The sequence below is a fragment of the Paraburkholderia sp. RL17-347-BIC-D genome, assembly GCF_046027915.1.
In the GTDB taxonomy this organism is placed as follows: Bacteria; Pseudomonadota; Gammaproteobacteria; order Burkholderiales; family Burkholderiaceae; genus Paraburkholderia.
In genome coordinates this window covers 232758-257638 of the sequence record NZ_JARESS010000011.1, presented here as the reverse complement: position 1 = coordinate 257638, position 24881 = coordinate 232758, and the positions used below count along the sequence as shown (strand labels likewise).

General features: G+C 64.3%; 21 protein-coding genes, 2 pseudogenes and 2 riboswitches. Of the genes and pseudogenes, 8 read left to right on the top strand and 15 right to left on the bottom strand.

Going from position 1 to position 24881, the window contains the following annotated elements:
* The 7 genes and pseudogenes from P0D96_RS17865 to P0D96_RS17835 form a co-directional block, all read right to left on the bottom strand.
* Positions 1-73 (bottom strand): annotated as a pseudogene (locus P0D96_RS17865) (DNA-binding response regulator); the annotation flags it as partial.
* Positions 74-375: 302 nt separating this feature from the next.
* Positions 376-1290, bottom strand: a complete 915-nt coding sequence (locus P0D96_RS17860) for an ABC transporter ATP-binding protein (RefSeq protein WP_342960411.1) — start codon at positions 1288-1290, stop codon at positions 376-378.
* A gap of 79 nt (positions 1291-1369) precedes the next feature.
* Positions 1370-2341: an ABC transporter permease gene (locus tag P0D96_RS17855; protein ID WP_408180130.1), complete on the bottom strand. Its 972-nt coding sequence runs from the start codon at positions 2339-2341 to the stop codon at positions 1370-1372.
* Positions 2328-3809 carry an allophanate hydrolase gene (gene atzF, locus P0D96_RS17850; protein WP_408314576.1) on the bottom strand — a complete coding sequence of 494 codons (1482 nt, stop codon included), beginning with the start codon at positions 3807-3809 and terminating at the stop codon, positions 2328-2330. The genes P0D96_RS17855 and atzF (P0D96_RS17850) overlap by 14 nt, the downstream gene beginning before the upstream one ends.
* Complete coding sequence (gene uca, locus P0D96_RS17845) at positions 3806-7399, bottom strand: urea carboxylase (protein WP_408314574.1); 3594 nt, start codon at positions 7397-7399, stop codon at positions 3806-3808. Before uca ends, atzF (P0D96_RS17850) begins: the two co-directional genes overlap by 4 nt.
* Positions 7396-8052 (bottom strand): urea amidolyase associated protein UAAP2, encoded by a 657-nt coding sequence (locus P0D96_RS17840; RefSeq protein WP_408314573.1) that lies wholly within the window; start codon positions 8050-8052, stop codon positions 7396-7398. The genes uca and P0D96_RS17840 overlap by 4 nt, the downstream gene beginning before the upstream one ends.
* 11 nt (positions 8053-8063) lie before the next feature.
* Positions 8064-8819: an urea amidolyase associated protein UAAP1 gene (locus P0D96_RS17835; RefSeq protein WP_408180133.1), complete on the bottom strand. Its 756-nt coding sequence runs from the start codon at positions 8817-8819 to the stop codon at positions 8064-8066.
* Positions 8820-8877: 58 nt separating this feature from the next.
* Positions 8878-9009: riboswitch (guanidine-I (ykkC/yxkD leader) on the bottom strand.
* A 159-nt stretch (positions 9010-9168) separates the two neighbouring features.
* On the opposite strand from P0D96_RS17835, the gene P0D96_RS17830 reads away from it, so the two are divergent.
* Entirely contained in the window at positions 9169-9396 is a 228-nt protein-coding gene (locus tag P0D96_RS17830) for a hypothetical protein (protein WP_408285835.1), read from the top strand.
* Positions 9397-9422: 26 nt separating this feature from the next.
* Here P0D96_RS17830 and P0D96_RS17825 read toward each other — a convergent pair whose 3' ends face one another.
* Together P0D96_RS17825 and P0D96_RS17820 are read right to left on the bottom strand one after the other, a co-directional pair.
* A complete protein-coding gene (locus P0D96_RS17825; RefSeq protein ID WP_408180134.1) occupies positions 9423-10484 on the bottom strand; it encodes an isopenicillin N synthase family dioxygenase in 1062 nt (353 codons plus the stop codon).
* Positions 10485-10493: 9 nt separating this feature from the next.
* Positions 10494-11384 carry a sugar phosphate isomerase/epimerase family protein gene (locus P0D96_RS17820; RefSeq protein ID WP_408180135.1) on the bottom strand — a complete coding sequence of 297 codons (891 nt, stop codon included), beginning with the start codon at positions 11382-11384 and terminating at the stop codon, positions 10494-10496.
* 156 nt (positions 11385-11540) lie between these two features.
* Between P0D96_RS17820 and P0D96_RS17815 the strand changes: the two genes are divergently transcribed.
* The 3 genes from P0D96_RS17815 (at position 11541) to P0D96_RS17805 (ending at position 14590) form a co-directional block, all read left to right on the top strand.
* Positions 11541-11909 carry a helix-turn-helix domain-containing protein gene (locus P0D96_RS17815; RefSeq protein ID WP_132377224.1) on the top strand — a complete coding sequence of 123 codons (369 nt, stop codon included), beginning with the start codon at positions 11541-11543 and terminating at the stop codon, positions 11907-11909.
* A gap of 108 nt (positions 11910-12017) precedes the next feature.
* Positions 12018-12156, top strand: a riboswitch (guanidine-I (ykkC/yxkD leader).
* 166 nt (positions 12157-12322) lie between these two features.
* Positions 12323-13387: an ABC transporter substrate-binding protein gene (locus tag P0D96_RS17810; protein ID WP_408314570.1), complete on the top strand. Its 1065-nt coding sequence runs from the start codon at positions 12323-12325 to the stop codon at positions 13385-13387.
* A gap of 159 nt (positions 13388-13546) precedes the next feature.
* Positions 13547-14590: a rod shape-determining protein gene (locus P0D96_RS17805; protein ID WP_007177320.1), complete on the top strand. Its 1044-nt coding sequence runs from the start codon at positions 13547-13549 to the stop codon at positions 14588-14590.
* A 30-nt stretch (positions 14591-14620) separates the two neighbouring features.
* Here the strand turns inward: P0D96_RS17805 and P0D96_RS17800 are convergent, their stop codons facing one another.
* The 3 genes and pseudogenes from P0D96_RS17800 to atzF (P0D96_RS17790) all read right to left on the bottom strand — a co-directional run bounded on the left by P0D96_RS17800 (position 14621) and on the right by atzF (P0D96_RS17790) (position 17622).
* A complete protein-coding gene (locus P0D96_RS17800) occupies positions 14621-15352 on the bottom strand; it encodes a GntR family transcriptional regulator (RefSeq protein ID WP_132377225.1) in 732 nt (243 codons plus the stop codon).
* A gap of 24 nt (positions 15353-15376) precedes the next feature.
* Positions 15377-15760, bottom strand: a pseudogene (locus P0D96_RS17795) (BMP family ABC transporter substrate-binding protein); the annotation flags it as partial.
* A 59-nt stretch (positions 15761-15819) separates the two neighbouring features.
* A complete protein-coding gene (gene atzF, locus P0D96_RS17790) occupies positions 15820-17622 on the bottom strand; it encodes an allophanate hydrolase (RefSeq protein WP_408180204.1) in 1803 nt (600 codons plus the stop codon).
* A gap of 552 nt (positions 17623-18174) precedes the next feature.
* Here atzF (P0D96_RS17790) and P0D96_RS17785 point away from each other — a divergent pair.
* Positions 18175-19761, top strand: coding sequence for a gamma-glutamyltransferase family protein (locus tag P0D96_RS17785; RefSeq protein ID WP_408180138.1), 1587 nt, complete (start codon positions 18175-18177; stop codon positions 19759-19761).
* 19 nt (positions 19762-19780) lie between these two features.
* Here P0D96_RS17785 and P0D96_RS17780 read toward each other — a convergent pair whose 3' ends face one another.
* From P0D96_RS17780 to P0D96_RS17770, 3 genes are read right to left on the bottom strand one after another with little or no spacing between them, the layout of a single operon-like run.
* A complete protein-coding gene (locus P0D96_RS17780; RefSeq protein ID WP_408255102.1) occupies positions 19781-20371 on the bottom strand; it encodes a flavin reductase family protein in 591 nt (196 codons plus the stop codon).
* A 9-nt stretch (positions 20372-20380) separates the two neighbouring features.
* Positions 20381-21115 carry a GntR family transcriptional regulator gene (locus P0D96_RS17775; protein WP_132377228.1) on the bottom strand — a complete coding sequence of 245 codons (735 nt, stop codon included), beginning with the start codon at positions 21113-21115 and terminating at the stop codon, positions 20381-20383.
* Positions 21112-22077 (bottom strand): polysaccharide deacetylase family protein, encoded by a 966-nt coding sequence (locus P0D96_RS17770; protein ID WP_408314569.1) that lies wholly within the window; start codon positions 22075-22077, stop codon positions 21112-21114. The genes P0D96_RS17775 and P0D96_RS17770 overlap by 4 nt, the downstream gene beginning before the upstream one ends.
* 45 nt (positions 22078-22122) lie before the next feature.
* Here P0D96_RS17770 and P0D96_RS17765 point away from each other — a divergent pair, with 45 nt between their 5' ends.
* The 3 genes from P0D96_RS17765 (at position 22123) to P0D96_RS17755 (ending at position 24859) form a co-directional block, all read left to right on the top strand.
* A complete protein-coding gene (locus P0D96_RS17765; RefSeq protein ID WP_408314568.1) occupies positions 22123-22440 on the top strand; it encodes a hypothetical protein in 318 nt (105 codons plus the stop codon).
* Positions 22437-23495: an ABC transporter ATP-binding protein gene (locus P0D96_RS17760; protein ID WP_408314567.1), complete on the top strand. Its 1059-nt coding sequence runs from the start codon at positions 22437-22439 to the stop codon at positions 23493-23495. The genes P0D96_RS17765 and P0D96_RS17760 overlap by 4 nt, the downstream gene beginning before the upstream one ends.
* 68 nt (positions 23496-23563) lie before the next feature.
* Positions 23564-24859 (top strand): ABC transporter substrate-binding protein, encoded by a 1296-nt coding sequence (locus P0D96_RS17755; protein WP_408314565.1) that lies wholly within the window; start codon positions 23564-23566, stop codon positions 24857-24859.
* The last annotated feature ends 22 nt before the right edge of the window (positions 24860-24881 follow it).

Genomic DNA, 24881 nt, shown 5'->3' with positions numbered 1-24881 from the left:
AGCCGGATTCTTCCAGGCCTTTCTTGAGGTAGGCCGCTGTTTTCAGCTCGTCCTCGATCACCAGGATTCGCATCGGTTGCTCCGCGTGGGCGTTGACGGTGAAATCATACCGTCAAGCTCTCCGGCGGGTGATTACGATCCGGTAATGTTCACGCGCTCACCCCGGATTCGCGCCGGCCGTTTGCGACGAACCCTGCATGGTCGGCGCCAGAGCCCAGCCTGTTTCCCCCCGCATGCGGCGCCGCAGCACCGGCATACCGTAGTTTCTTCACCCGGCCGAACAGGCCGCGCGCCGCCCGCTGCAACGCGGCGTAACGACGGTGTTGGTGTCGAAGCGTCGGTATGCGCTCGTGCCGCCGCCGCGAGGGTTGCGACCTATTCGACGTTGTCCGCGACATCGGTCATACGGATCATGTGCGGTTTGACGACGTCGTCCTCGTCGTCATGGGTGTCCGTGGGCGGGTGGATCAAGGCCTCGAGCCGCGCCTTGGTCGCCAGAAACTCGGGCGACGTGACCTGCGAATAATCGCGTGGCCGCGACACCGGCACTTCGATCAGCTCCTGCACCTCGCCGGGATTCGCCTTCAGGACCAGGATACGGTCGGCGAGAAAAATCGCCTCGTCCAGATCGTGCGTAATGAACAGCACGGTCACGTCGATGTTGCGCCAGATATCGAGCAGGTGCGTCTGCATCTTCGCGCGCGTTTGCGCGTCGAGCGCGCCGAAGGGTTCGTCCATCAGCAGAATGCGCGGCCGGTTGGCGAGCGCGCGGGCAATCGCCACGCGCTGCTTCATGCCGCCCGACAACTGATGCGGATAGGCATTGGCGAATTTCGTCAGGCCGACCAGATCGAGCCATTGCAGCGCCTCGCGTTCCGCATGCAGGGTGCTGTGGCCGTTCATCTTCAGACCGAACATGACGTTCTTCTTGACCGTCAGCCACGGAAACAGCGTGTAGCCCTGAAACACCATGCCGCGGTCGGCACCCGGCCCCTGCACGGGCTTGTCGTCGAGCAGCACGCTGCCGCTCGTCTGCCGCTCCAGCCCGGCGAGAATGCGGATCAGCGTGGACTTGCCGCAGCCCGACGGTCCGATCACGCAGACGAACTCGCGCCGGTGCGTCTTGAAGCTGATGCCGTCGAGCGCCGTGCACTCGCCTTGCGGCGTCTCGAAGCGCTTGCCGAGATCGCGCACCTCCAGAATCACCTCGCGCGATTTCAGGCGGTCGAAACGCTCGCGTACCGCTTCGGACTGGATCAGGTACGACGGAATCGGTTGCGGATTTAACATGATGGAATCCTTTGAATGCGGTGCGGTGCGGTGCGGTGCGGTGCTGTGCTTGCGATAGGCCGTGTCACGAAGCCGTCCACTACGCCTTGAGCGTGCGGTCCCACGGGAACAGCTTGCGGCCGAGCAAGGCCAGCACGAGATCGGTGCCGAGCCCGATGATGCCGATCATCATGATCGCCGCGTAGACGTTGTCGAAGTGCTCGTAGCGCGCCTGCTGCGTGATGTACCAGGTGATGCCGGAACTGGTGCCGACCAGTTCCGCCACGATCAGGTAGGTCCACGCCCAGCCGAGCAGAATGCGCTGGTCGCGGTACAGGTCGGGCAGGATGCCGGGAATCACCACATGGGTGAGCAGCTTGAGCTTCTTCGTGCCGAGCGTCATGGCGGCTTCGAACAGGCCGTACTCGAGCTTGCGGGTGGTGTTGGCCACGATCAGCACCTGCTGGAACAACGTGCCGATCACGATGATCGCGATCTTCGGGCCGTCGTAAATGCCGAGGATCGCCACCATCAAGGCGCCGAACGCGGGCGCCGGCAAGTAGCGGAAGAACTCGAAGAACGGCTCCTGCAGGCGGGCGATCGCGCTGTACGTGCCGCACACGATGCCGATCGGCACGCCGATCACCGACGACAGCACGAAGCCCCAGAAAATCACCTGAATGCTGTGCCACAGGCTCTGATGCAGCCACACGCCGTCGCGCGATGCGGGCGGCGTGGTAAACGCGGTGTAGAACGCGCGCAGCACTTCATGCGGCGCGGGCAGATACACCGGGTTGACCGGCTCGCCTGCCGGCAAGGCCGTATGGGCCTCGCGCGCGTGGGCGAGTTCGTCGGCGAACACCTCCTTGTCGACGCGCATGCCCGGCTGGAAATAGTCGACGCTGCCCGGGCTGTCGATCAGCACCTGCGGATGCCAGATGATCGGCACGTAGCTGACCAGACACCAGACGAGAAGCGGCAGCAGGAACGAGCCCGCCCCCAGCAGCCATTTGCCGCGCGCGGAGAGTTCGCGGCGCACCGCGAACCATTCGGTTCTGTCAATGACGGCCATGTGATTCTCCGGGGCGGACTGCGGTTGCGTCGTGGGCGAACGTCGGGACCGCGGCCCTTTCGTCGATTTTGTCGATTTCGTTGCTTTCGTCGAGCCACGCACGCGCCAGATCGAGCAGCATGGCGTCCTCGTGTGCGCGCGCGACGAAGGTCACACCGAACGGCAGCCCCGCGTGTTTGCCGACCGTGCAGACGCCGGCCGGCACCGCCAGCGCGGACAGGTCGAGCAGGTTGACGAAGTTCGTGTAGTAGCCGAAGCGCGAATTCACGCGGATCGGGTCCGCTTCCAGTTCGTCGACGGTGGCGGTCGTCGCCGAGGTCGGCGTGACGATGGCGTCGATCCGCTGCCAGACGTCGGCGGCCTGCATGCGCAGGAACGCGAGGCGGTCGAAGGCGGCGAACGCATCGGCCGCGCTCCAGCGCGCCGCGCCGCCGATAATCTCGCGGATCACCGGATGCAGCGCGTCGGGCTGCGTGTCGACGAACTCGCGGATCGCCGCGAGCCGCTCCGCCACCCACGGCCCTTCGTAGAGCAGCCGCGCGGTGGCGAGGAACGGCTCGAAGTCGATTTCGATCAGTTCGGCGCCGGCCGCACGCAAGCACGTCAGCGCGGCGTCGAACGCGTGCGCGTACGAGGCGTCGCCGAAAAATTCGAGCTGGCTCGCGCGCGGCACGCCGAAGCGCACACCGCGCAGCGACGCTTGCGTGGCAAGCGGTGCGGATGTCTGCGGCGGCTGGAATTCGCGCGCATAGGGGTCCTCCGCCGTCACGCCGCGCGCGGCGTCGAACACGCACTGCGCGTCGTTCGCCGAGCGCGCGAAGATCGACACGCAGTCGAGCGATTTGCACGCCGGCACCACGCCGAGCGTGCTCAACACGCCCTTGGTCGGCTTCAGTCCGATCAGGCCGTGAAATGCCGCGGGCACGCGTCCCGATCCGGCCGTGTCGGTGCCCAGCGAAAACGCCGCCAGCCCCAGCGCGACCGATACCGCCGAGCCGGAACTCGAACCGCCCGACGCGTAACGCCGATCGAGCGCGTTGCGGCACGCGCCGTGCGGCGAGCGCTGGCCGGACAAGCCGGTGGCGAACTGGTCGAGATTGGTCTTGCCGATCGGAATCGCGCCGGCGGCGATCAGGCGCGCGACCACCGCAGCGCTGGCCGTGGGCGTGTACGCATAGGCGGGACACGCGGCGGTCGTCGGAATCCCCGCCAGATCGATGTTGTCCTTGATGGCGAACGGCACGCCGTAGAGCGGCAGCGTGTCCATGTCACGGCCTTCGAGCGCATCGGCGTAACGCATCATCTCAGCGCGGCTCAACGGGCGGATCCACGCGTGATGCGGGTCGTCGCCCGAGGTGCGGGCGGCAATCGCGTCCACCAGTTGCGCGGGCGTGAGACTGCCGGCGCGGTAGCGCGCCCGCAGCGCGGCGATCGACATGGACGGGAACAGATCGTCGGGTGATTTCATTTGCACGTAGCCTCCTCGGCGGCGTCCGCTGCAATGCCGGCGCGCATCACCATCAAACGTTGACCCGCGACGACCGCCGCGCCCTCCGCGCAGTCGATCGTTTCGATCACGCCGTCGCCGATCGCGGTGACGGAGATTTCCATCTTCATCGACTCGACGATCGCCACCACTTGCCCGTCGCTCACCCGTTCGCCTTTGCCGACCAGCAGCTTCCAGACGCTGCCCGACACGTCGGCGACGATGCCTTGCTGGCCGGCCGCAAGCGCGTCGTTCGCAGGGTTGCCGGCGGCTGCATCGCCATCCGTTTCGCCGACGTACTCGGCATGTCCGGCCGCGTTCCAGCGCTCGCGTTCCGCGTCGAAGGCGGCTTGCTGCGCGCCTTTGAAGGTGGCGATCGACTCGGCTTCGGCCTTCAGGAAGCGGTTGTACGCGCCGAGATCGAACATGGACTCCTCGATCTTCAGACTCGCGCGGCCCGCGATGAAATCCGTGCGCAGCTCGGCCAGTTCGGCCTCGCTGACTTCGTAGAAACGGATCTCATCGAAGAAGCGCAGCAGCCAGGGCTTGCCCGCCTCGAATTCGCGCGTCGTGCGATAGCGGTTCCACATCTGCACGGTGCGGCCGACGAACTGATAGCCGCCCGGCCCTTCCATGCCGTACACGCACAGATACGCACCGCCGATGCCCACCGCGTTCTCCGGCGTCCAGGTGCGCGCCGGGTTGTATTTGGTGGTGACGAGCCGGTGGCGCGGATCGAGCGGCGTGGCGACCGGCGCGCCGAGATACACGTCGCCCAGACCCATGACCAGGTAGCGCGCGTCGAACACGATGCGCTTCACGTCGTCGATACTATTCAGCCCGTTGATGCGGCGGATGAACTCGATATTGCTCGGGCACCACGGCGCGTCGGGACGCACCGATTGCATGTAGCGTTCGATCGCGATCCGCGTCGACGGGTCGTCCCAGGAGAGCGGCAGATGCACGATGCGGTTGGGCACGCGCATCGCGTCCACCGCGGGCAGCTCGCGCTCGGCCTGCTGCAGATGCGCGAGCAAAGCGTCGTGCGACAGCACGCGCGGGTCGAAATGCACCTGCAGCGAACGGATGCCCGGCGTCAGATCGACGATGCCCGGCAAGCGGTGCGCGTCGAGCCAGTTCATCAACGCATGCACGCGAAAGCGCAGGTTCAGGTCGAGCACGAGCGGACCGTATTCGATCAACACGTTCTGATCGCCGGAGCGGCGATAGACCACGCCCGTGCCCTCGCCTGCGGTGGGATCGCGATAGAGGATGCAATCGTGAGCCGGCTCGCTCGCCTGCGTCATGCGTTCCGCCGCCAGGACCGGCCCCCGTTCGAAGCGCACCGTATCGCCGGGGCGCAGTTGGCCGAGCTTCCACAACTCCTCGCCCACCACGGTGACCGGACAGACGAAGCCGCCGAGGCTCGGACCGTCAGGGCCGAGAATCACGGGCATGTCGCCGGTGAAATCCACCGCGCCGACCGCATACGCGTTGTCGTGAATATTCGACGGATGCAGCCCCGCCTCGCCGCCGTCCGTGCGCGCCCATTGCGGCTTCGGGCCGATCAGGCGCACACCTGTACGGCTGGAGTTGTAGTGCACTGTCCAGCGCGTGCCGTAGAGCATCGCGATGTCGTCGGGCGTGAAGAAATCGGGCGCGCCGTGCGGGCCGTCGAGCACGCCGAGCGTCCAGTCGTGCGTCAGCACCGGCACCCGCGCCGGATCCAGTTGCGCGCCCGCTTCGCCGCGGCCCGCGCCGTCGGCGAGATGCAGCACGTCGCCCTTGCGCAGCGCGCGCCCCGCGTGGCCGCCGAACTGGCCGAGCGTGAAGGTCGCCTTGCTGCCCAGATAGTCCGGCACTTGCAGACCGCCCTTGAGCGCGAGACACGCGCGCATGCCCGCGCCCGTCACGCCGCCGAGCTTGAGCACCGAACCCGCCGGCGCGCGTGTGACCTGCCAGAGTACGACCGCTTCGCCGTCGAGCGTGGCGGCAAGCGGCGCGCCACCCAGCACGAAGAGCGTCGCGGTGTTAAAGCGCAGCGTGGCGCCGACCATCGCGCATTCGAGCCCCGCGGCGTCGGCGGGATTGCCGAGCAGTTCGTTGGCGAGGCGGAACGACAGATCGTCCATCGGACCCGACGGCGGCACGCCGATGTCCCAGTAGCCGGTGCGCCCCGGCGTCTGCTGCACCGTGGTCTGCACGCCGCCGTCGAGCACGTCGATCGTATGCGGCGCGAACATGAAGCGCGACAGGAACGCGGTGGTCTGCTCACCACGCGCAAACGTCGCCGAGCCGGCTATGGCGCGCAGATAGTCGAGATTCGTCTCGATACCGTAGAGCTGCGTTTGTTCGAGCGCGGCACGCAACGCGGCAAGCGCGGCCTCGCGCGTCTCGCCTTTGACGATCAGCTTCGCGAGCAACGGATCGTAGAACGCGCTGATTTCCGTGCCGGAATCGACCCAGGTGTCGACCCGCGCGTCGGCGGCGAACGCGACATGCGTCAGCACGCCCGCACTCGGTTGAAACTGCTTGTGCGGGTCTTCCGCATACAGGCGCACCTGGATGCTCGCGCCCTGCGGCGCCGGCGCCAGCGTGTCGAGCGGCGCGAGTTCACCCGCGGCCTCGCGAATCATCCACTCGACCAGATCGATACCCGTGACTTCCTCCGTAACGCAGTGCTCCACCTGCAATCGCGTGTTCACTTCGAGGAAATAGAAACGGCGCGTGTCGGCATCGAAGACGAACTCCACGGTGCCCGCGGATTTGTACTTCACCGCCTGGGCGAGCCGCACGGCGCTCGCATGCAGCGCGCCTCGTTCCGCGTGTGTGAGTCCAGGCGCGGGGGTCTCCTCGATCACCTTCTGGTTGCGCCTCTGTACCGAGCAATCGCGTTCGCCGAGCGATATCACGCCGCCACGGCCATCGCCGAAAATCTGCACTTCGACGTGGCGCGCGTTTTCCACGAACTTTTCGAGGTACACGCCCGCGTTGGCAAAGTTCGCCTCGCCGAGCCGCGCGACCGACGCAAACACGCTCTCCAGTTGCACTGCGTCGCGGCACAGCGACATGCCGATTCCGCCGCCGCCCGCGGTGCTTTTCAGCATCACCGGATAGCCGATCGACTCCGCCTCGCGCAACGCCGTGCCCACGTCAGGCAGGAGCGCGGTGCCGGGCAGCAAGGCGACGTCGTTGGCTTGCGCAAGTTCGCGCGCCGTGTGCTTCAGGCCGAATTCGCGCATCTGCGCGGGCGTTGGGCCGATGAAGCGAATCCCGACGTCGTCGCACGCTTGCGCGAAGGCCGCATTCTCGGACAGAAAACCGTAGCCGGGATGCACGGCGTCGGCGCCGCACGCGCGCGCCGCTTCGAGAATCGCCGCACTGTTCAGATAGCTCTGTGCCGCGAGTGCCGGGCCGATGCACACGGCTTCGTCGGCGAGCATCACATGCATGGCGTGGCGATCGGCTTCGGAATACACCGCGACCGACGCGATGCCAAGCCGCTTGAGCGTGCGTATCACTCGACAGGCAATCTCGCCGCGATTGGCGATCAGGACTTTGCGGAAGCTCATTGGGCGTCCCATATCGTCAGTCGCACGGGCGTCGGGTTATAGCCGTTGCACGGATTGTTCAACTGCGGGCAGTTCGAAATCAGCACCGTGACATCCATCTCGGCGCGCATCTCGACGTATTTGCCCGGCGCGGAAATGCCGTCCTCGAAAGTCAGTTTGCCGAGCAGCGTCACCGGCACGTTCATGAAGAAGTTGATGTTGCTGACGATGTCGCGCTTGTTGAGCCGCGTCCCCACGCCGCATGTGCAATGCGTGATCGCATGCAGGAAGCTGTCGCGGCAGCTATGCATGTAGCGCTTGTCTAGCGTGTAGCGCACCGTGTTGCTTTCGGCCGCGCAAGCGCCGCCGAGCGTGTCGTGGCGGCCGCACGTGTCGGCCACGATGCTCAGCATCGGCTTGCCGAGGTTCGACATCAGTACGCTGCCGGCGGACAGATAAAGATTGCGTTGCGCGCGAATCGTGTCCTGCGCGCTATAGCGTTCGAGCGGATCGGCGCTGTTATAGAACAGCGTGTCGACCGCCTGATTGCCTTCCAGGTCGAGAATGCGGAACACCTGTCCGCGCTTGACTTCGTGCAGCCACGGTTCGCCGGAAGGCAGCGTGAGGTCGTAGACCGCATGACGGAGTTCGAGCTTGCTTTCGATGATAGGCATCGCGGGTCTCCTTAAACGAACAGACGGTCGGTGTTGACAAAGCCGCGCCCGTTCTCGGGGCACGCCGAGCGGCAGGGGTCGTCGGCCGGTACGCAGGCGTCGGCCGCATACGCGCGGTACGCGATCAGCTTGACGGGCCTCGGTTCGTATTCGGATGAAGGGTCGAGCGGATGCGGCGCGCTCGAAAACACCGCGAGCGTATCCATTTCGAAGCGCAGATCGAACGCGGCGCCGGCCGGCGAATGGCCCACCACGAAGTCGAGCGCGCCGTCCTCGCCGATCGCGAGTTTGCTGAAGAAGTTGATGTTGGCGACGAGGTCGCGTGTGCCGAGCCCATGCTTCGCCAGTTCGAGCAACAGGCTGTCGCGGCCGTTGCGGATCATCGCATTGCGATGCTGCTGATAGCGGGCGACGCCGTATTTAGCGGCGAACAGTTCCGCGTCGCCGACGCCGCCGAGCGGATCGTGCCAGCCGAGCGTGTCGGCGGTAATCGAGGCCAGCACGCGGCCCATGTCCGAATAGAGCACGTGGCCGCGCGTCAGATGCGCGGTGTGCTGCGCCTTCAGCGTATCGGCCATGTTGTAGCGTTCGAGCGGTTCGTCGTGCCGGTAGAGCACGGCGGCCAGGTTCGCGCCGCCTTCGGTATCGACCACGCGCAACGCCATGCCACGGCGCAGCACGCCGGACCAGTGCGTGCCGGCGGGAATCACCGTTTCCCACGCCACATGCGGGATCGGTGCGAGTTCGACAGGGGATTGCGTCGACATGGAGGCTCCAGGGTATCGGTTGGGAATAAGCGTGAGAGGGCGATTGACCGACATCGCGACCTCCCGGGCTTTTATCCCTCCGTGGAGCCTCGCCGGCGCCTTGAAAGAAGGTGAACGGCAAGACCGGATTGCTCTCGGACCAGGCATCGTGCGCATCAAGCGTTCGACCGGAACCCTAGCGATCCTGAAGATGATGCAAATTACTTCGCACCTCTCGCTGCGTAGCTAAGCGAGTTGTGTGCCAGGCTCATGTCGAGCATGCGGCAAGCGCGGCGTGGCAAGGGATTGGATGTGATGAGCGATTCAGTTTGCTAGGTGAGGGTCGGCGGCACGCGCACCAGCGTCGTTTGTGAATCCGCACCAGTTGAATGCGCCGGGCACCACGATTGGGCTCGATATGAGCGCGCGCGACACTGGCGATGGCTCTAGCCGATGGCATGGTGTGTGCGTATCGATGCACCACGTCCACCACCTTCATCACTCGACCATGCCGACGCTTGCCGCTATTCGACGCGCGCTGTACACCCTGATGTCGGCACGTTTCATCGAACTGCAAAAGCAGCAGCGCCGCTCGTAGTCAGAGCGGCGCTGTTGTCGTGACACTCAACCTTGGGCATCCAGTTCCGTGCTCGCATAGCGCGCCTGCTGGCCGAAGCTCGCCAAGGCCTTCGAACCGTCGGGCAACACCAACTCCCCTCGTTCGAGACGTTCCTTCAGATAGGTAAAGCTCTGCGCCGTCTGCGCGAACAGATGGTCGCCGGCCGACACGGGCGGATATTTCGCCACCGCTTCGGGCGTCGCGAACTGCTGCAGCGGTGCGACGATCGTGTGATAGTCGCAGGCAAAAAAGAGCGGGAACGAGTAGCGCTCCTCCCTCACTTTGCGCACGCGATGCGACGTCGCGACATAGGTCCCGCCTGTCCACACTTCCAGCATGTCGCCGATGTTCACGACGAACGCGTTCTCGACCGGCGGCGCATCGATCCACTCGCCCTCGCCGTTCATCACTTCAAGTCCGGGCGCGGTCGGCAGCAGGATCGTGAAGCATTCGTAGTCGGTATGCGCGCCGATGCCGGGGCGGTCTTCCGCGGATGGATCGAGCGGATAGTGGATCAGGCGCAACTGGCTCGGCGGCTTGCGCAGATACTGGTCGAAGTGCTGTTCGGGCAAGCCGAGCGCAAGCGAGAAGCCGCGAAACAGGGCGCGGCCGAGTTCGAACGCCGCTTCGTAATAGCCGCCCACCGCCTCGCGAAAACCCGCTTGCTCGGGCCAGCTATTCGGGCCGAGCATCGGCGTGCCGGCGCGTACATCGGGGTCGTCGGCGGGCAGTTCGCGGCCGGTGTCGAAGGCTTCCTTCCTGTCGCGCTTGCCGTCCGCGAAAACTTCCTCGCCTTCGGGCACGTAGCCGCGATGCGCCGCCGACTTGCCGATGTAGTAGCGCATCTTCCAGTCATGTTCGGCGGCGAAGAAGCGCTTGGCCTGCTCGATCAGCGCGCGTTGCTGTTCGCGTGATACCTGGTGGCCGGTGACATAGAAGAAGCCGGCCTCGCGTGCCGCGCGATCGAGTTCGCGCGCGGTCGCGAGGCGCCGGTTCTGGTCGTCGCTGAAAAGGCCGCTGACGTCGACGATGGGTAACTGCTGAAAACGGGTGTGGGTTTGGCTCATGAGAGGCGCCTAGGCAAGCTGCGGGTTAGTGTGCGTTTGCCGTCCGCCGCGAACCTCACGGGCGGCGAGAAATGCAGCCAGATGGCGCCGTTCCTCGCGGCCCATCCATGTGTTGATCTCCCACAGATCGGCCACCGGCGCGTTCGTAAACGGCAGCGTGTGCAGATAGCCGTCGGGGCCGAACTCCGGCGTCATCGTCGTGACGGTGTAGCCCTGCTCGATCTGCGCGGTCCACAGCGCTTCCCAGATGCGCTGATGCGAGGCGAGGCAGTCCGCGTACTCGGGCGCCGCCGGGTGCGGCACCTGCGGACCTTGCGGATAACCGACACGCCCATGCAGATGATGCGCATGCGGCGCCAGTTCGAGGATCGTGTCCCACTCGCTGTCGAGCAGCCGCTCGCACACCGACACCCAATGACTGAAGTCGCAGGTCAGCTTGAGCGCGGGCACGGCGCGCGCGACGTCGCGAGTGATCCACGGGTTGTAGAACGAGCGCCCGCGATGCGTTTCGAAGCTGCAGATCACGTCGTGCTGCGCGGCGATCTCCACGGCGCGCGAGAAAAAGTCCACCTGTACCGCCGCCGGCCACGCGTCACAGCCGGCCATCACGTTGAAGAAGCGCGGTTCGAGCGGCTTGCCCCAGACGATCTTCTCCTCGAAGTCCCGCAGATGATCGGCCGGCGTCGCCGAACGCTCCGGCACATAGCTGCCGGCCGTCGTAATCTCCGCGATGAAGCCGAGGCCTTCGTCCGCGATGGCCTGCGCAAACGCATCTCGCGCCGCTCCGCCGGCCGGCACGGGCGCTTCGATGCCGTCGAAGCCGGCTGCCCGCACGAGCGGAGCGGCATCGCGAGGACCGCCGTCGAATCCCCAGAACGTTTTGAACAATTCGAATTTCATCGCCTCTCCATTTGCATGCAAAATTGCATGCAATAGTACACATGAAAAGCATGAGTCAATAAACTATCAGAGCGTGGCCGCACATTATTTCCGCGCGCCCGATTTCCGGCTCAATTAGCACTTAAACTGTGCAGCCCTCCTCCTCGTGGTGAATCGATGAAGAAGAAAATTGCGCGTACCAAGGGGCAAGCCGTCGCGCGCGCCATTCTCGACATGGACTGGCAGTGGTCGGCGCATTTCGGCGATCTCGGCCTGAACGACCTGAACTACAGCGATCTGTTCTGCCGCATGTGGGTGGATCAGGACGACTACTTCGCCAAGACCGCGCTCTACGAATTCATGCCGGGCGTGAGCCGCCGCACCGCCGTGCGCTACGTGCAGGAGCTGATCGACAGCGGCTGGCTACTGGAGACGAGTTCCGCCGCGGATCGCCGCATCAAGCAGGTGAGCCTCGCGGCGTCGATCGAAGAACGTCTGGAGCAGTTTCTTGCCTATGTGCATCAACGGTTTGCGGCGCTGGATTGACAGTGCCTACGCGGGACGTGGGGGTAAAGCGTCCGCATACTCTCCGCCGCAAATCCCGCTGGCATATTTCTCGCTAGATGTTTGACCGAGAGGTGCGGCAGCGTCGCATCTTAGGGATGCTAGGGTTCCGGTTCGCGAGAATGTCTGGTCCGAGAGCAGCCCGGTGCGCCGACTGGTTCGATTGCAGGCTTCATTGCAAGCACGAACCGACGGCCGCACTACACGGCGGGACAAAAGCCCGGGAGATTGGCGATAGCAATGTCTATCGTGCCTCTCCGTGGCCGGTGTGTGTCTCCCGCAGTTTCCGCGCTTGATCGTAGCTTGCGCGCGGGAACCGGTCATGTTGTTTCATCGCGCAGTCGCCGCGCGGTCCAACTCAACAATCGCAACTGACCGGTCTCCTGGAGAAAACGATGAAACGCTTCGAATCCGTCCGCACTTCCCGTGCTTCACTCGCCTTGCCTGCCCGCTTCGCCTCGGCCCTTCGCGTGCGTGGCGCCCTCGCCGCGGCCGCCGCCGCACTCGCTCTCGGTCTTACGGCGGGTCTTGCCGCCACGCCGGCGCAAGCGGCCGCGCCGCTCGCCATCGGCTATAGCGACTGGCCCGGCTTCGTCGCCTTCCAGGTCGCCATCGAAAAAGGCTGGTTCAAGGAAGCCGGCGTGGACGTCAATTTTCAGTGGTTCGATTACTCGGCGTCGCTCGATGCGTTCTCCGCCGGCAAGCTCGACGCGGTCGGCGCGACCAACGGTGACGCGCTCGTGACCGGTGCAAGCGGCGCGAAGAACGTGATGATCCTGCTGACCGACTATTCGAGCGGCAACGACATGATCGTCGCCAAGCCGCCGGTGCGCACAGTGGAAGGACTGAAGGGCAAGAAGGTCGGCGTCGAAATGGGCCTCGTCGATCACCTGCTGCTCGACACGGCGCTCGAAAAACACGCGCTGAAGGAATCGGACCTCACGCTCGTCAATGCGAAGACCAACGAATTGCCGCAGGTGCTCGCCTCGTCCGGCGACGTCGCCGCGGTCGGCGCCTGGCAGCCGAACGCGGGCGAAGCGCTCAAACGCGTACCGGGCTCGCGGCCGATCTTCACCTCCGCCGACGCCCCCGGCCTGATCTACGACGCGATCACGGTCAATCCCGTCAGCCTGCAATCGCGCAAGGCCGACTGGGCCAAGGTGATCAAGGTCTGGTACCGCTGCGTGGCCTATATCAACGATCCGAAGACACAGCCGGACGCGGTCAAGATCATGTCCGCGCGGGTCGGTCTCACACCGGCGCAGTATCTGCCCTTGCTGAAAGGCACGCATCTGCTTGACTCCGCCGCGGCCAAGAAAGCCTTCACCAAGGGCGACGGGCTCGACTCCGTGTACGGTTCGAGCGTGAACGCCGACAAGTTCAACGTGCGCAACGCCGTGTACAAACAGTCGCAGAATGTGAGCGCCTATATCGATCCGGCACTCGCCAACGCGCAGTAAGCGACCCGCCAGGCACGGCATCCATAACCGCTGAAATAGCCCGCAGACCCGAAACTGTTATTCTTGCGTCTCTCCCGACCGTCAACTGGTCGCCTGCCGCCTTCGGGCGGCACTCCAAGCGGCGCTTTTGCGCCCGACTTCCGAGAGACAGGAATTTGCATGTTCGGTTTTCTGCGCGGCTATTTTTCCAACGACCTGGCAATCGACCTCGGCACGTCGAACACCCTGATTTACATGCGCGGCAAGGGCATCGTTCTCGATGAACCCTCGGTGGTCTCGATTCGTCAGGAAGGCGGTCCGAACGGCAAGAAGATCATTCTGGCCGTCGGCAAGGAAGCAAAACAGATGCTCGGCAAGGTGCCGGGCAATATCGAGGCGATCCGCCCGATGAAGGACGGCGTGATCGCCGACTTCAACATCACCCAGCAGATGATCAAGCGCTTCATCCAGATGGCACACGAGTCGCGTATGTTCGCGCCGTCGCCGCGCATCATCATCTGCGTGCCGTGCGGGTCCACTCAGGTGGAGCGGCGCGCGATCAAGGAGGCGGCGCATAGCGCGGGCGCCTCGCAGGTCTATCTGATCGAGGAGCCGATGGCCGCGGCCACCGGCGCGGGCTTGCCGGTGTCGGAAGCGACCGGCTCGATGGTGGTCGATATCGGCGGCGGCACCACGGAAGTGGGCGTGATCTCGCTCGGCGGCATCGTCTATAAAGGCTCGGTGCGCGTGGGCGGCGACAAGTTCGACGACGCGATCGTCAACTACATTCGCCGCAACTACGGCATGCTGATCGGCGAGCAAACGGCCGAAGCGATCAAGAAGGAAATCGGCTCCGCGTTTCCGGGCTCCGAGGTCAAGGAAATGGAAGTCAAGGGCCGCAATATGTCCGAAGGGATTCCGCGCAGCTTCACGGTGTCCAGCAACGAGATTCTCGAAGCGCTGACCGATCCGCTCAACCAGATCGTCTCGGCCGTGAAGATCGCGCTGGAACAGACGCCGCCGGAACTCGGCGCGGACATCGCCGAGCGCGGCATCATGCTGGCGGGTGGCGGTGCGCTGCTGCGCGATCTCGACCGGTTGCTCGCCGAGGAAACCGGCTTGCCGGTGTTCGTCGCCGAAGCGCCGCTGACCTGCGTGGTGCGCGGCTCGGGTATGGCGCTCGAACGGATCGACAAGTTCGGCGGGGCGTTCTCTTACGAGTGAGCCTGGCTCGCATCAGGAGATTCAAGCCGCTCACGACACGAAGGGCAGCTTGCTATCGCGCGCCGCGGCGAGCATCGACAGTGTGATCTTGCGCACTTCCAGCTTGCTCTGCGTGATATGCGCGCGCAGCAGAATGATGGCTTCGGTCAGGCGGTTGCGTTCGATCAGGTTGAGCATGGTGGCATGCTCGTCGTAAGTGGCGCTGGTGCGGTGCGGCTTCAGAAAATCGAGCCGCCGCACGATGCGGATGCGCTCGGTCACTTCGTTATGCACGCGCAGCATTTCCGCATTGCCGGTGGCGGCGACCAGTTGACGGTGAAAGTTTTCGTCAATGCCGAACATTTTCACCGGATCGCTCTCACGCAATTCCGGCGCGACGCACCAGATCGCTTTCAATTCCTCGACGGCCGCATGCGCGATATCGCCGCCCGCGCCGACCCGCTCCACCGCCGCGACTTCCAGCACGATGCGCAGATCGTACAGCTGATCGAGCTGATCGAAGTTGATCGGCGACACTTTCCAGCCGCGCCGGAAACCCACTTCCAGATAGCCTTCGCGTTGCAGACGGAACAGACCGTCGCGCATCGGCGTGCGTGATACGCCGTAGTGTTGCGCAATGCCGTTCTCCGAAAAACGGTCGCCGGGAAACAGGCGAAAGCTGAAGATGTCGTTTTTGAGCTGCTGATAAACCTGCTCGGCGAGCGGGTTGGCCGCGGCCGGCGCGGCGGGCGTCTCCAGCAGATTGGTCGGGTCGTCGTTCATGATGCCAAGGTCCCTTTTTTCTTAGTTGCCCTGCTTCCACAAACCGCCGCAATGAGCGAATCGCACCTTCGGATACTTCGCGGTCATCTTCAGCACGTGCGGGTCTAAGCAGCCGAACGAGGTCGCGAAGATCAGCGTGGCGCCGTCCTGTTCGATCATCGCTTCCATCGTCTTCTGCACGGCGATGGTCTCGGGCACGTTCTCTTCTTCCACCACCTTCACGTCCGGCATCTTCTTGATCACCGCGGCGGCTTGCGCCTGTGCCTGGTTGTAGCCGTAGTCGCCACGCGCGCCGACGTAGATCTCGCCGACGGTGGTCTTCGGCGCGGCGAACACCGACCGGATGGGCAGAATATTGCCGAGCGTCGACAGGCTGGCGCTCTTGATGAAATGGCGGCGGTTGGTCATGGTGTCCAATTCCTGATCGAAGGTTAAAGAGCGCGGGTCCGGGGATCGGTTGACGTGTTTCACTTCAGGCTGGCGAGATACGCGAGCCAGCCGCCGAACGGCGTGATGTCGAGCGCGCCGCTGTCGTCATCCACGGCCGACGGCTCGCAGATGAAACCCTTCACGCTGTGGCCGTCGGCGAGTTGCAACGTGCCGATGCCGAGCGGCGCGGGCACGTCGGCGACGAATTGGCCGAAGCTGCGCAGCGGCACTTCCCATAGTTCGATGGCGATCGGCTGGCCTTGCCGCTGCGTCGCGCGCACGAGACCGGGTTTCGGCGGCTGCGTGTTGGCGAGCGCGTAGAGCTTGTAACCGGGTGCGGTGTGCGTCGCCTTCACGAAACGCGCGCCGGCTTCCTGGAGCTGCCAGTTCAACGGCTGGCCGCGCAGATGCGCGCCGACCACCGCGAGGGTGATGGTGGGCTCCTGGAACGGCAACGGCGGGATGAGCGTGGGCGTTGCTGTTGAAGCCTCGGCAGCATTCGCGAACAAGGCCTGAATCCGCGCGCCGAGTTCGGCGAGACGGCGGTCCGCGCCACTCGGTGCGATCAGCGTGACGCCGGCCGGCAAACCGTCGCTGCGCCGCTGGCACGGCACCGCCAGCGCGCACAGATCGAGCAGGTTGACGAAGTTGGTGTAGTGGCCGAGCTGGCTGTTCAGTTCGACGGGATTGGCCTGCACGTCGGCGATCAGCGGATGCGTCGGCGTGGTGGGCACGATCAGGATATCGATCGTGCCGAAGAGCGCTTCGGCGTGCCGCTTGAGATCGGCCAGCGCGTACTGGCCATTGAAGGCATCGGCGGCGCTGAACTGCTCAGCCTTGCCGATCACTTTGGCCACGACCGCATCTATCGCTTCGTGATGGGTTTCAAAGAATGTGCCGAGCGCCGCGCGCCGTTCCGCGACCCACGGGCCATCGTAGAGCAACGCGGAAACGGCCTTGAGCGGTTCAAAGTCGATAGCTTGCGTCGGCAGATGGAGATGCGACGTGAGCGTGTCGAGTGCGGTTGAAAACGCCCGGCCCGCGATGGCGTCGCCATAAAACTCCAATCGTTCCGGCACGCCGATGCGCGGCGCCGAACGCAGCAGGCCAAGGCTCGGCACCTTGCGCGAGTAGCCGTCGAGCGAATCGAAGCAGGCGATTTCGCGGAGCACGCGCCAGGCATCGTCGACGTCGTGGGCGAACACGGAGATCGTGTCGAGGCTTCGACACGCGGGCACCATGCCGCGTTTGCTGACCAGTCCCAGCGAAGGTTTCAGACCGACCAGACCGTTGAATCCCGCCGGCACACGACCCGAACCCGCGGTGTCGGTGCCGAGCGAAAACGCTACGCAACCCGCCGCTACCGCGACCGCGGAGCCCGCACTCGAACCACCCGACACGCGCAGGGGCGACTCAGTGTGCCGCACGGCGCCATACGGCGAACGCGTGCCGACCAGGCCGGTGGCGAACTGATCGAGATTGGTCTTGCCGATCAGGATCGCGCCGGCGTCGATGAGCCGCTGCACGGCGAAGGCCGATGTGTCCGGCGTATAGCCGAAGGAGTCGCAAGCGGCCGTGGTCGGCAGGCCGGTTACGTCGATGTTGTCCTTGACCGCGAACGGCACGCCGAACAGCGGCATCTGTTCGAACACGGCGCTGCCCTGCGCTTCGTATAACACTTCGAGCGCTTTCGCGCGAGACTGCACGTCGGCTGTCGGCACGCGCAGAATCCAGACTTCCGGCCGGTCGATGGCGTTGATTTGCGCCAGCGCCGAGGTCACGGCTTCGGTCGGCGTGAGGCTGCCCGCGGCGTATGCCGCGAGTAGACCTTTGACCGTCATGGGTGAGGAAATGGGCACCTGTTTTTCCTTGAGTTCAATCTTGAATACAAGTTTGGACTCAAATTAGCAGGAGCTATGCCAGTTGCTTATTTCATCGCGGAGAATCGGTTCAAAGCCAAGCCGGACGGCGCTTCGCTACGTCAGTCAAAGTGGCCGGGCCGCGCTTGAAACGACGCTGCGCCGCGCTGCCGATGGTGCAGCGCTCACCAACTCGGGGCTCACGCGCCCTGGATTCGCGCCGACGCGCGCATCGTCAAAGCGGGCTGCGACGCGACGGCCATCATGAACGCACGCACCTTTTCGCGCGCCTCGTTTCGTGATCTTGCCGCTTACGCGTATGACCGAAGCATTCGCGGCACGCGAGCGCAACGAATCCGACGAATCAACGCGGTTCGCCGCGCGGGCCGAATCGCCAGGCGCGCAGACATCGCGCAATGTGTTTAGCGTTTGCAAAGCGCGCTGGCCCACGTGCGATTCGCGGCTCACATCATCTAACAATTGGCGGTCTATACTCGCGGCACCTTCCGGCGAACCTTCAGTAGCGGAGCTTCGATGCACAATCCAAATCCCGCCGGCACCCACGGCGGCATGGTCACCAGTCCTCATGCGTTAGCCAGCGAGGCCGGCCGCGATGTCTTGCGCGCGGGCGGCAATGCCATCGAAGCCGCCATCGCGATCGGCGCGGCGCTGTGCGTGACGTACCCGCACTTCACGGGCCTTGGCGGCGATGCCTTCTGGGTGATCGGCGACCGGCAAGGCACGTTGCGCACGCTTTCGGGCATCGGCCAGGCCGCGGCGCAACTGCCGGCGTTCAACGGTGCGATCCCGTTGCGCGGTCCCGCGTCCGCGATCACCACCGCCGCGACCGTCGATACATGGAATCAGGCTTACGAAATCAGCCAAAGCGTTTGGGGCGGCATGCAGTCGTGGTCGTCGCTGTTCGACCGAGCGCACGAGCTTGCCGCTGACGGCTTCCCCGTCACGCCGTCACAGCATTTCTGGCAAACCATGCGCGCCGACGAATTGCAGGCGTTGCCCGGTTTCGCGGCAACTTTCGCGCCGCATGGCCCTATTCCCGCGATCGACGAGCGCTTCGTGCAACCGGCGCTGGCGAAAAGCATCGAGCGCATTGCGCGTTTCGGCGCGCGCGAATTCTATGAAGGCGACCTCGCTGAGCGAATTGCCGATGGTCTCCGGCAAGCCGGTTCGCCACTCACTGCTAGCGACCTCGCCCGCACGCATGCGCGCAACGAAGCGCCGCTGCGTGTCGCTTATCGCGGCGGCGAACTGGTGAGCCTGCAGCCGCCCACGCAAGGCGTGACGACCTTGCAGATCATGGGCACGCTGGAGCGCTTCGATCTTGGATCGATTCCGGAAGGCAGCGCCGATTACTATCACCTGCTGGTGGAAGCCGTTAAATGCGCGTTCGTGGATCGCGACCGCTTCGTCTGCGATCCCGAGTTCAACATCGTGCCGGTCGAAGAGATGCTCTCGCCTGCCACGCTCGACGCCCATGCCCGCTCGATCCATCAGCGTAAAGCACGCGTATGGCCGCATGTTTTCCGTCCGGGAGATACGGTATTCATCGGCGCGACGGATCGCGAAGGCCGCAGCGTGAGCGTGCTGCAAACGGTTTACTTCGACTGGGGCAGCGGCGTGGTGGCGGGCGACACCGGTATTCTGTGGCACAACCGCGGCGCGTCGTTCAGCACGAACCCCGCGCATCACAACGCCGTGCAGCCAGGCAAACGGCCTTTCCATACGCTCAACCCCGGCATGTACGTGAAGGACGGCCGCCCGCAACTGCTGTTCGGCACGCAAGGCGCGGACGGTCAGCCGCAAACGCTGGCCGCGATTCTCACGCGGCTGATCGACTACGGCATGGACCCGCTGAGCGCCCTCGCGCGCCCGCGTTTTCTGCTCGGCAAGACCTTCTCCGACACGCGTGATGCATTGAAACTCGAAGCGGACGCCGGCGCCGACGTCTTCGCTGCGCTCGCCGCACGCGGACATGAAGTGAGCGCGATCGATGCGCAAAGTCCGTTGGCGGGGCATCCCGGCGTGATTCGCATCGAGGCGGACGGGTCGGCGACGGGCGCGCACGATCCTCGCAGCGATGGCCGGGCGCTCGCTGTTTGACGCGATGGGCGCTGACGCGTCACTCTAACGTGAAGCGATCCCGCGTCGTCACATAGTCGCTCGCGCCGAAGCGGCCCACCGGGAAATAGTGTTGCAAGCGCACGCGCCACGTTTCCGTGTCGATCAACTCGTCCCGCGCGTGCAACCGGTGCACGCGTCCGATGAAAATCTGCCGGCTCGTCGTCTCCAGCGTCTCCCATGTCGTGCACTCGAACGCGACCGGCGCTTCGGCGATGCGCGGCGGCTTGACATGCGAGCTCGGCACCGGCGTCAAGCCGACCTCGGCAAGCTCGCTTACATTCGGCGGCAATCGTTCTCCGCAGCGGTGCATTTTCCCGGCGATCGCTTCGTCCGCGAGATGCACCACGAACTCGCCGGTGCGCACGATATTTACCGCCGTGTCCTTCAGCGTGCCGTCGGCCACGCGGTTGACGCTGATCATCACGATCGGCGGCTCCTCGCCGAGCATATTGAACATCGAGAACGGCGCGGCGTTGATCGTGCCGTCCGCACCGAGCGTGGTGACGAGTGCGATCGGACGCGGCACGATCAGGCTCGCCATCAGCTTGTAACGTTGATATTCGGTGATCGCTTCGAAGTCGATTTCCATGTCCGCCGCCTAGTTGGGAGTCGCTGATGCGGTGATGCCGAGCAACTGGCCGAGGCTTTTTTCGCCGCGCATCCGCGAGGTTTCGATGCGTTCTTCGAGGTCGCGCAGATGCGCTTCCATATGCGCGATCGCGCCCGCTGCATCGCGCGCCTCGATGCAATCGACGATTGCCGCATGCTCCGCGTGTTCGCACGGCGCATGCCCCGGCGGTTCATACACGCCGACGATCAGCGAGCAGCGCGAGACCAGTTCCTTCAGGTAGTTTTGCAGAATCGAGTTGCGCGCCAGCGCGGCGATGCGCATATGAAAACCGCTGGCGAGCGTCGCCCACGAAGGCTGGTCGAAGCGATGCATCGCTTCATGTTCGCTCGCGAGCTGTTGACGCAATGCCTTGATGTCTTTGGCGTTCGCGCGCTGCACGGCCAGCTCGACCAGCATCCGTTCGACGGAGCGTCGCGCCTCGAAGATCTCGCGCGTTTCCTCGGGCGTGGGTTCGGCGATCACCGCGCCCTTGTTCGGGCGCAACACGACGATGCCGTCATACGCGAGCTTTTCCAGCACGCGCCGCACCACCGCGCGGCCCACGCCGAACAACTGGCACAACTCGGGCTCCGGCAGCTTCGTGCCCGGCGTCAGACGATGATTCAGCACGCCGTCGAAAATCGACTGGTAGATGCGTGCGTCTTGATCCGCGTCGTCTTTCACGACTTTCTTTGCGGTGGCCACGCCGGCTTTCGGGCTCACGCAATGGCCGGGCGCACGATACCGTCCCGCTCCAGCACGTCCATATAATTCGCAATCGCGCCCGGCGTGGTGATCCACGCGTCGCCTCGGGCGCGTGCCGCGGCGATATGTTCGAGCGCGCGGCGCAGATGCCGCAAGCGATACGGCTGCCCGACCAGATACGGGTGCAGTGCGATACCCATCACGAGTGCCTGCGGCTGCGCGCCGCGATTGGCCTGTTCGAGCATCTCGTCGAACTGATCGATGATCATATCGGCGAAGGCACGGCCATCCATATGGCGGCCCACCATCATCGGCAGATCGTTGAGTTCCTGCGGATATGGGATCGACCACAGCGGCGCACCGCGCGTGGCCATTCGCACGGGACGATCGTCGTGACACCAGTTCAGCGTATAGCGGTAGCCGGTCTCGGCGAGCAGATCAGGCGTCAAGTGCGACTCCGAAATCCACGGCGAAAGCCAGCCGTGCGGCGCTGTGCCGGACACTTCCGCGATCCGTTCGCGGCAATGCAGAAGCAGCTCACGCTCGCTGGTTTCGTCGAGATCGCTCTGGCGATGCGCATTCGTGTGGCCGTGCCCGATCAGTTCGTCGCCGCGCGCCACGCAGGCTGCGATCAACTCCGGGCAATGATCGTAGAGCGCGGTGTTGATGAGCGTGCCCGCGGGCAACTCAAGTTGATCGAACAGTTCGATGCAGCGCCACGCACCGACGCGATTGCCGTACTCGCGCCAGCTATGGTTCAGCACATCCGGCTGCGGCGAGACCGGACCGAGCGCGGCGCCGAGCCCTTCCCCAAAGGCAAAGTGCTCGATGTTGAAGCCCAGATAAACCGCGAGGCCGCTGCCGCCAGGCCAGCGGTACGCGTCGCTGTCGGTGATCGGGCGGTACGCGAAGCGGCCATGCGTGGCGAGCAATTGACGCGCGCGGTTCTCTGCAGCGGGCATGTTCCGTGTGTCGTTCATTTGAAGAAGCCGTGGGTAAGGAAAAGCGCCTGGCCGCAGCAGCGCATGAACCGGAATGGCCAGTTCATGCCCCGCGACGGACCCGGCACGCACCGTGATCGCGCAAAAAGAATCGTTAAATCGCTAACGATCGACGCTGCAGATCGTTTGCAATATGTGAGCCAACTCGTAGACGTTAAGCACACCGGCGCGTCGGCAATTCGTCAACCTCGCGATGCGAACGATGGCACATGTCTTGCATTTGCTTGGCGTCGATCAGGCGCGGCATTGGTTTTCGTGCGCCTTGCTCTGCGTCGCTTCTTCGCCGCTTCTTCGCCGCTTCTTCGCCGCTTTTTCGTCGTTCACGAGGACACCTCTTCATGATTCAGCCTGCTTCAACGGTGCTCGAAACCAAAGCCGCCGACATCGAACTGGTGCACGTGTCGAAGCAATATGGCGACTCGCTCGCCGTCGACGCGATCGATCTGCGCATCGCCGGCGGCCAGTACTGCTGCCTGCTCGGGCCGTCGGGATGCGGCAAGACCTCGACCTTGCGCATGATCGCCGGGCATGAATCGGTCACCGAAGGTGACATTCTGATTGCCGGCCGCAACGTCACGCGCGCCGAGCCCGCTGCTCGCGGCACGGCCATGGTGTTCCAGAACTACGCGCTGTTTCCGCATCTGAGCGCGCTCGACAACGTTGCGTTCAGCCTGAAGATGCGCGGCATCGTCAAAGACGTACGGCGCAAGCGCGCCGCTGAGTTGCTCGAACTGGTCGCCATGTCGGCGTATGGCGAACGCAAACCGGCGCAGCTATCCGGCGGCCAGCAACAACGTGTCGCGCTCGCCCGCGCGTTGCTGAACCGGCCGGGCTGCCTGTTGCTCGACGAACCGCTCTCCGCGCTCGACCCGTTCCTGCGCGTGCAGATGCGCGCCGAACTCAAGCGCTGGCAGAAGGAACTCGGCATTACCTTCGTACACGTTACGCATTCGCAGGAAGAAGCGATGGCGCTGGCCGATCTCGTCGTGGTGATGAGCCATGGCCGTATCGAGCAAAGCGGCACGCCGCACGAAGTGTTCAATCGTCCGCGCACCGAATTCGTCGCGCGCTTTCTCGGCGGCCACAACGTCTTCAATAGCAACGGCCGGTCGTTTACCGTGCGCGCCGATCATCTGCGCATCGTGCCGCATGGCATTACGCCGGTGCAGACCGCGAGCGGCGACAACGGCTTGACGCGCATCGGCGGCGTGCCTTGCACAGTGCGTGAAGCCGAATATCAGGGCACGCATCTACGCGTGACGCTCGATCCGCTCGACGGCTCGCCCGAACTGGTCTCGCTCGTGAGCGACGGCGATTACGACCCGACGCGGCTCGGTCCCGAGGCGCGCGTGGTGGTCTGGTGGGAGGAGCGGGACGCGCATCCGCTCGCAGCCTGAGTATTGAATTTCGCGCATCAGCCAGCCGATAACCGAACGTCAAACGAACGTCAACTGAGGAGAAAGCAATGAGTGAAGCGAACGAAAGCCCGGCAGCGGCCGCAACGGATGTGAAGGAAAAAGGCCTGTCGCGCCGCACGTTCATCAAGGGCGCGGTGGCGGCGGCCGGCATTGCCGGTTTTCCGTACGTGCACGCGCAGGAAAAAATCACGTTGCGCTACCTCGGCACGGCGGTCAACCAGAGCGCCGACATCGCGAAGAAATTCAAGGAAGACACCGGCATCGAGATTCAATACGTGCCGGTAACCACCGACGACGTCGCCAAACGCATCATCACCCAGCCGAACTCGTTCGACATCGTCGACACCGAATACTTCGCGCTCAAGAAGCTGATTCCGGCGGGCACGCTGGCCGGCATGGACGCAAAGCGAATCAAGCTCGCCGACAAGATCACGCCAGTGCTCACGCGCGGCGAAGTCAACGGCAAAAAGATCGGCGATCAAGGCACGGCGCCGAAGAAGGTCATGTTTCTCACCGGCCCGCGTTCCACGGAATTCTCCGCCACGCCGACCGAGTGGATGACGCTGATTCCCACGACATACAACGCGGACACGCTCGGCATTCGGCCCGACCTGATCAAACGGCCCGTCGACAGTTGGGCGGAACTGCTCAATCCGCAGTTCAAGGGCAAGGCCGCACTGTTGAACATCCCCGCGATCGGCATCATGGACTCGGCCATGGCGATCGAGGCGATGGGTCACATGAAATACGGCGACAAAGGCAACATGACCAAAGCCGAGATCGACCAGACCATCAAGATCCTGATCGAAGCAAAGCGCGCCGGCCAGTTCCGCGCATTCTGGAAGGACTTCAACGAGAGCGTGAACCTGATGGCCTCGGGCGAAGTGGTGATCCAGTCGATGTGGTCGCCTGCCGTGACGAAAGTCCGCACCATGGGTGTCGCCTGTAAATTCCAGCCGCTCAAGGAAGGCTATCGCTCGTGGGCGTCGGGCTTCGGTTTCCCGCGCTCGTTGCAAGGCAAGAAGCTCGACGCCGCCTACGAGTTCGTCAACTGGTTCCAGGACGGCTGGGCGGGGGCGTACCTGATGCGTCAGGGCTACTACTCTGGCGTGCTGGAGACCGCGAAGACGCACATGCAGCCCTACGAGTGGGACTACTGGATCGAGGGCAAACCGGCCGCGCAGGACATCAAGGCGCCGGACGGCCAGTTGCTCGAAAAGACCGGTACCGTGCGTGACGGCGGCTCGTACAACCAGCGTATGGGCGCGATTGCCTGCTGGAACGCGGTGATGGACGAAAACATCTACATGGTCCAGAAGTGGAACGAGTTCATCGCGGCTTGATCGGCGCCGTGGTTCGATATGA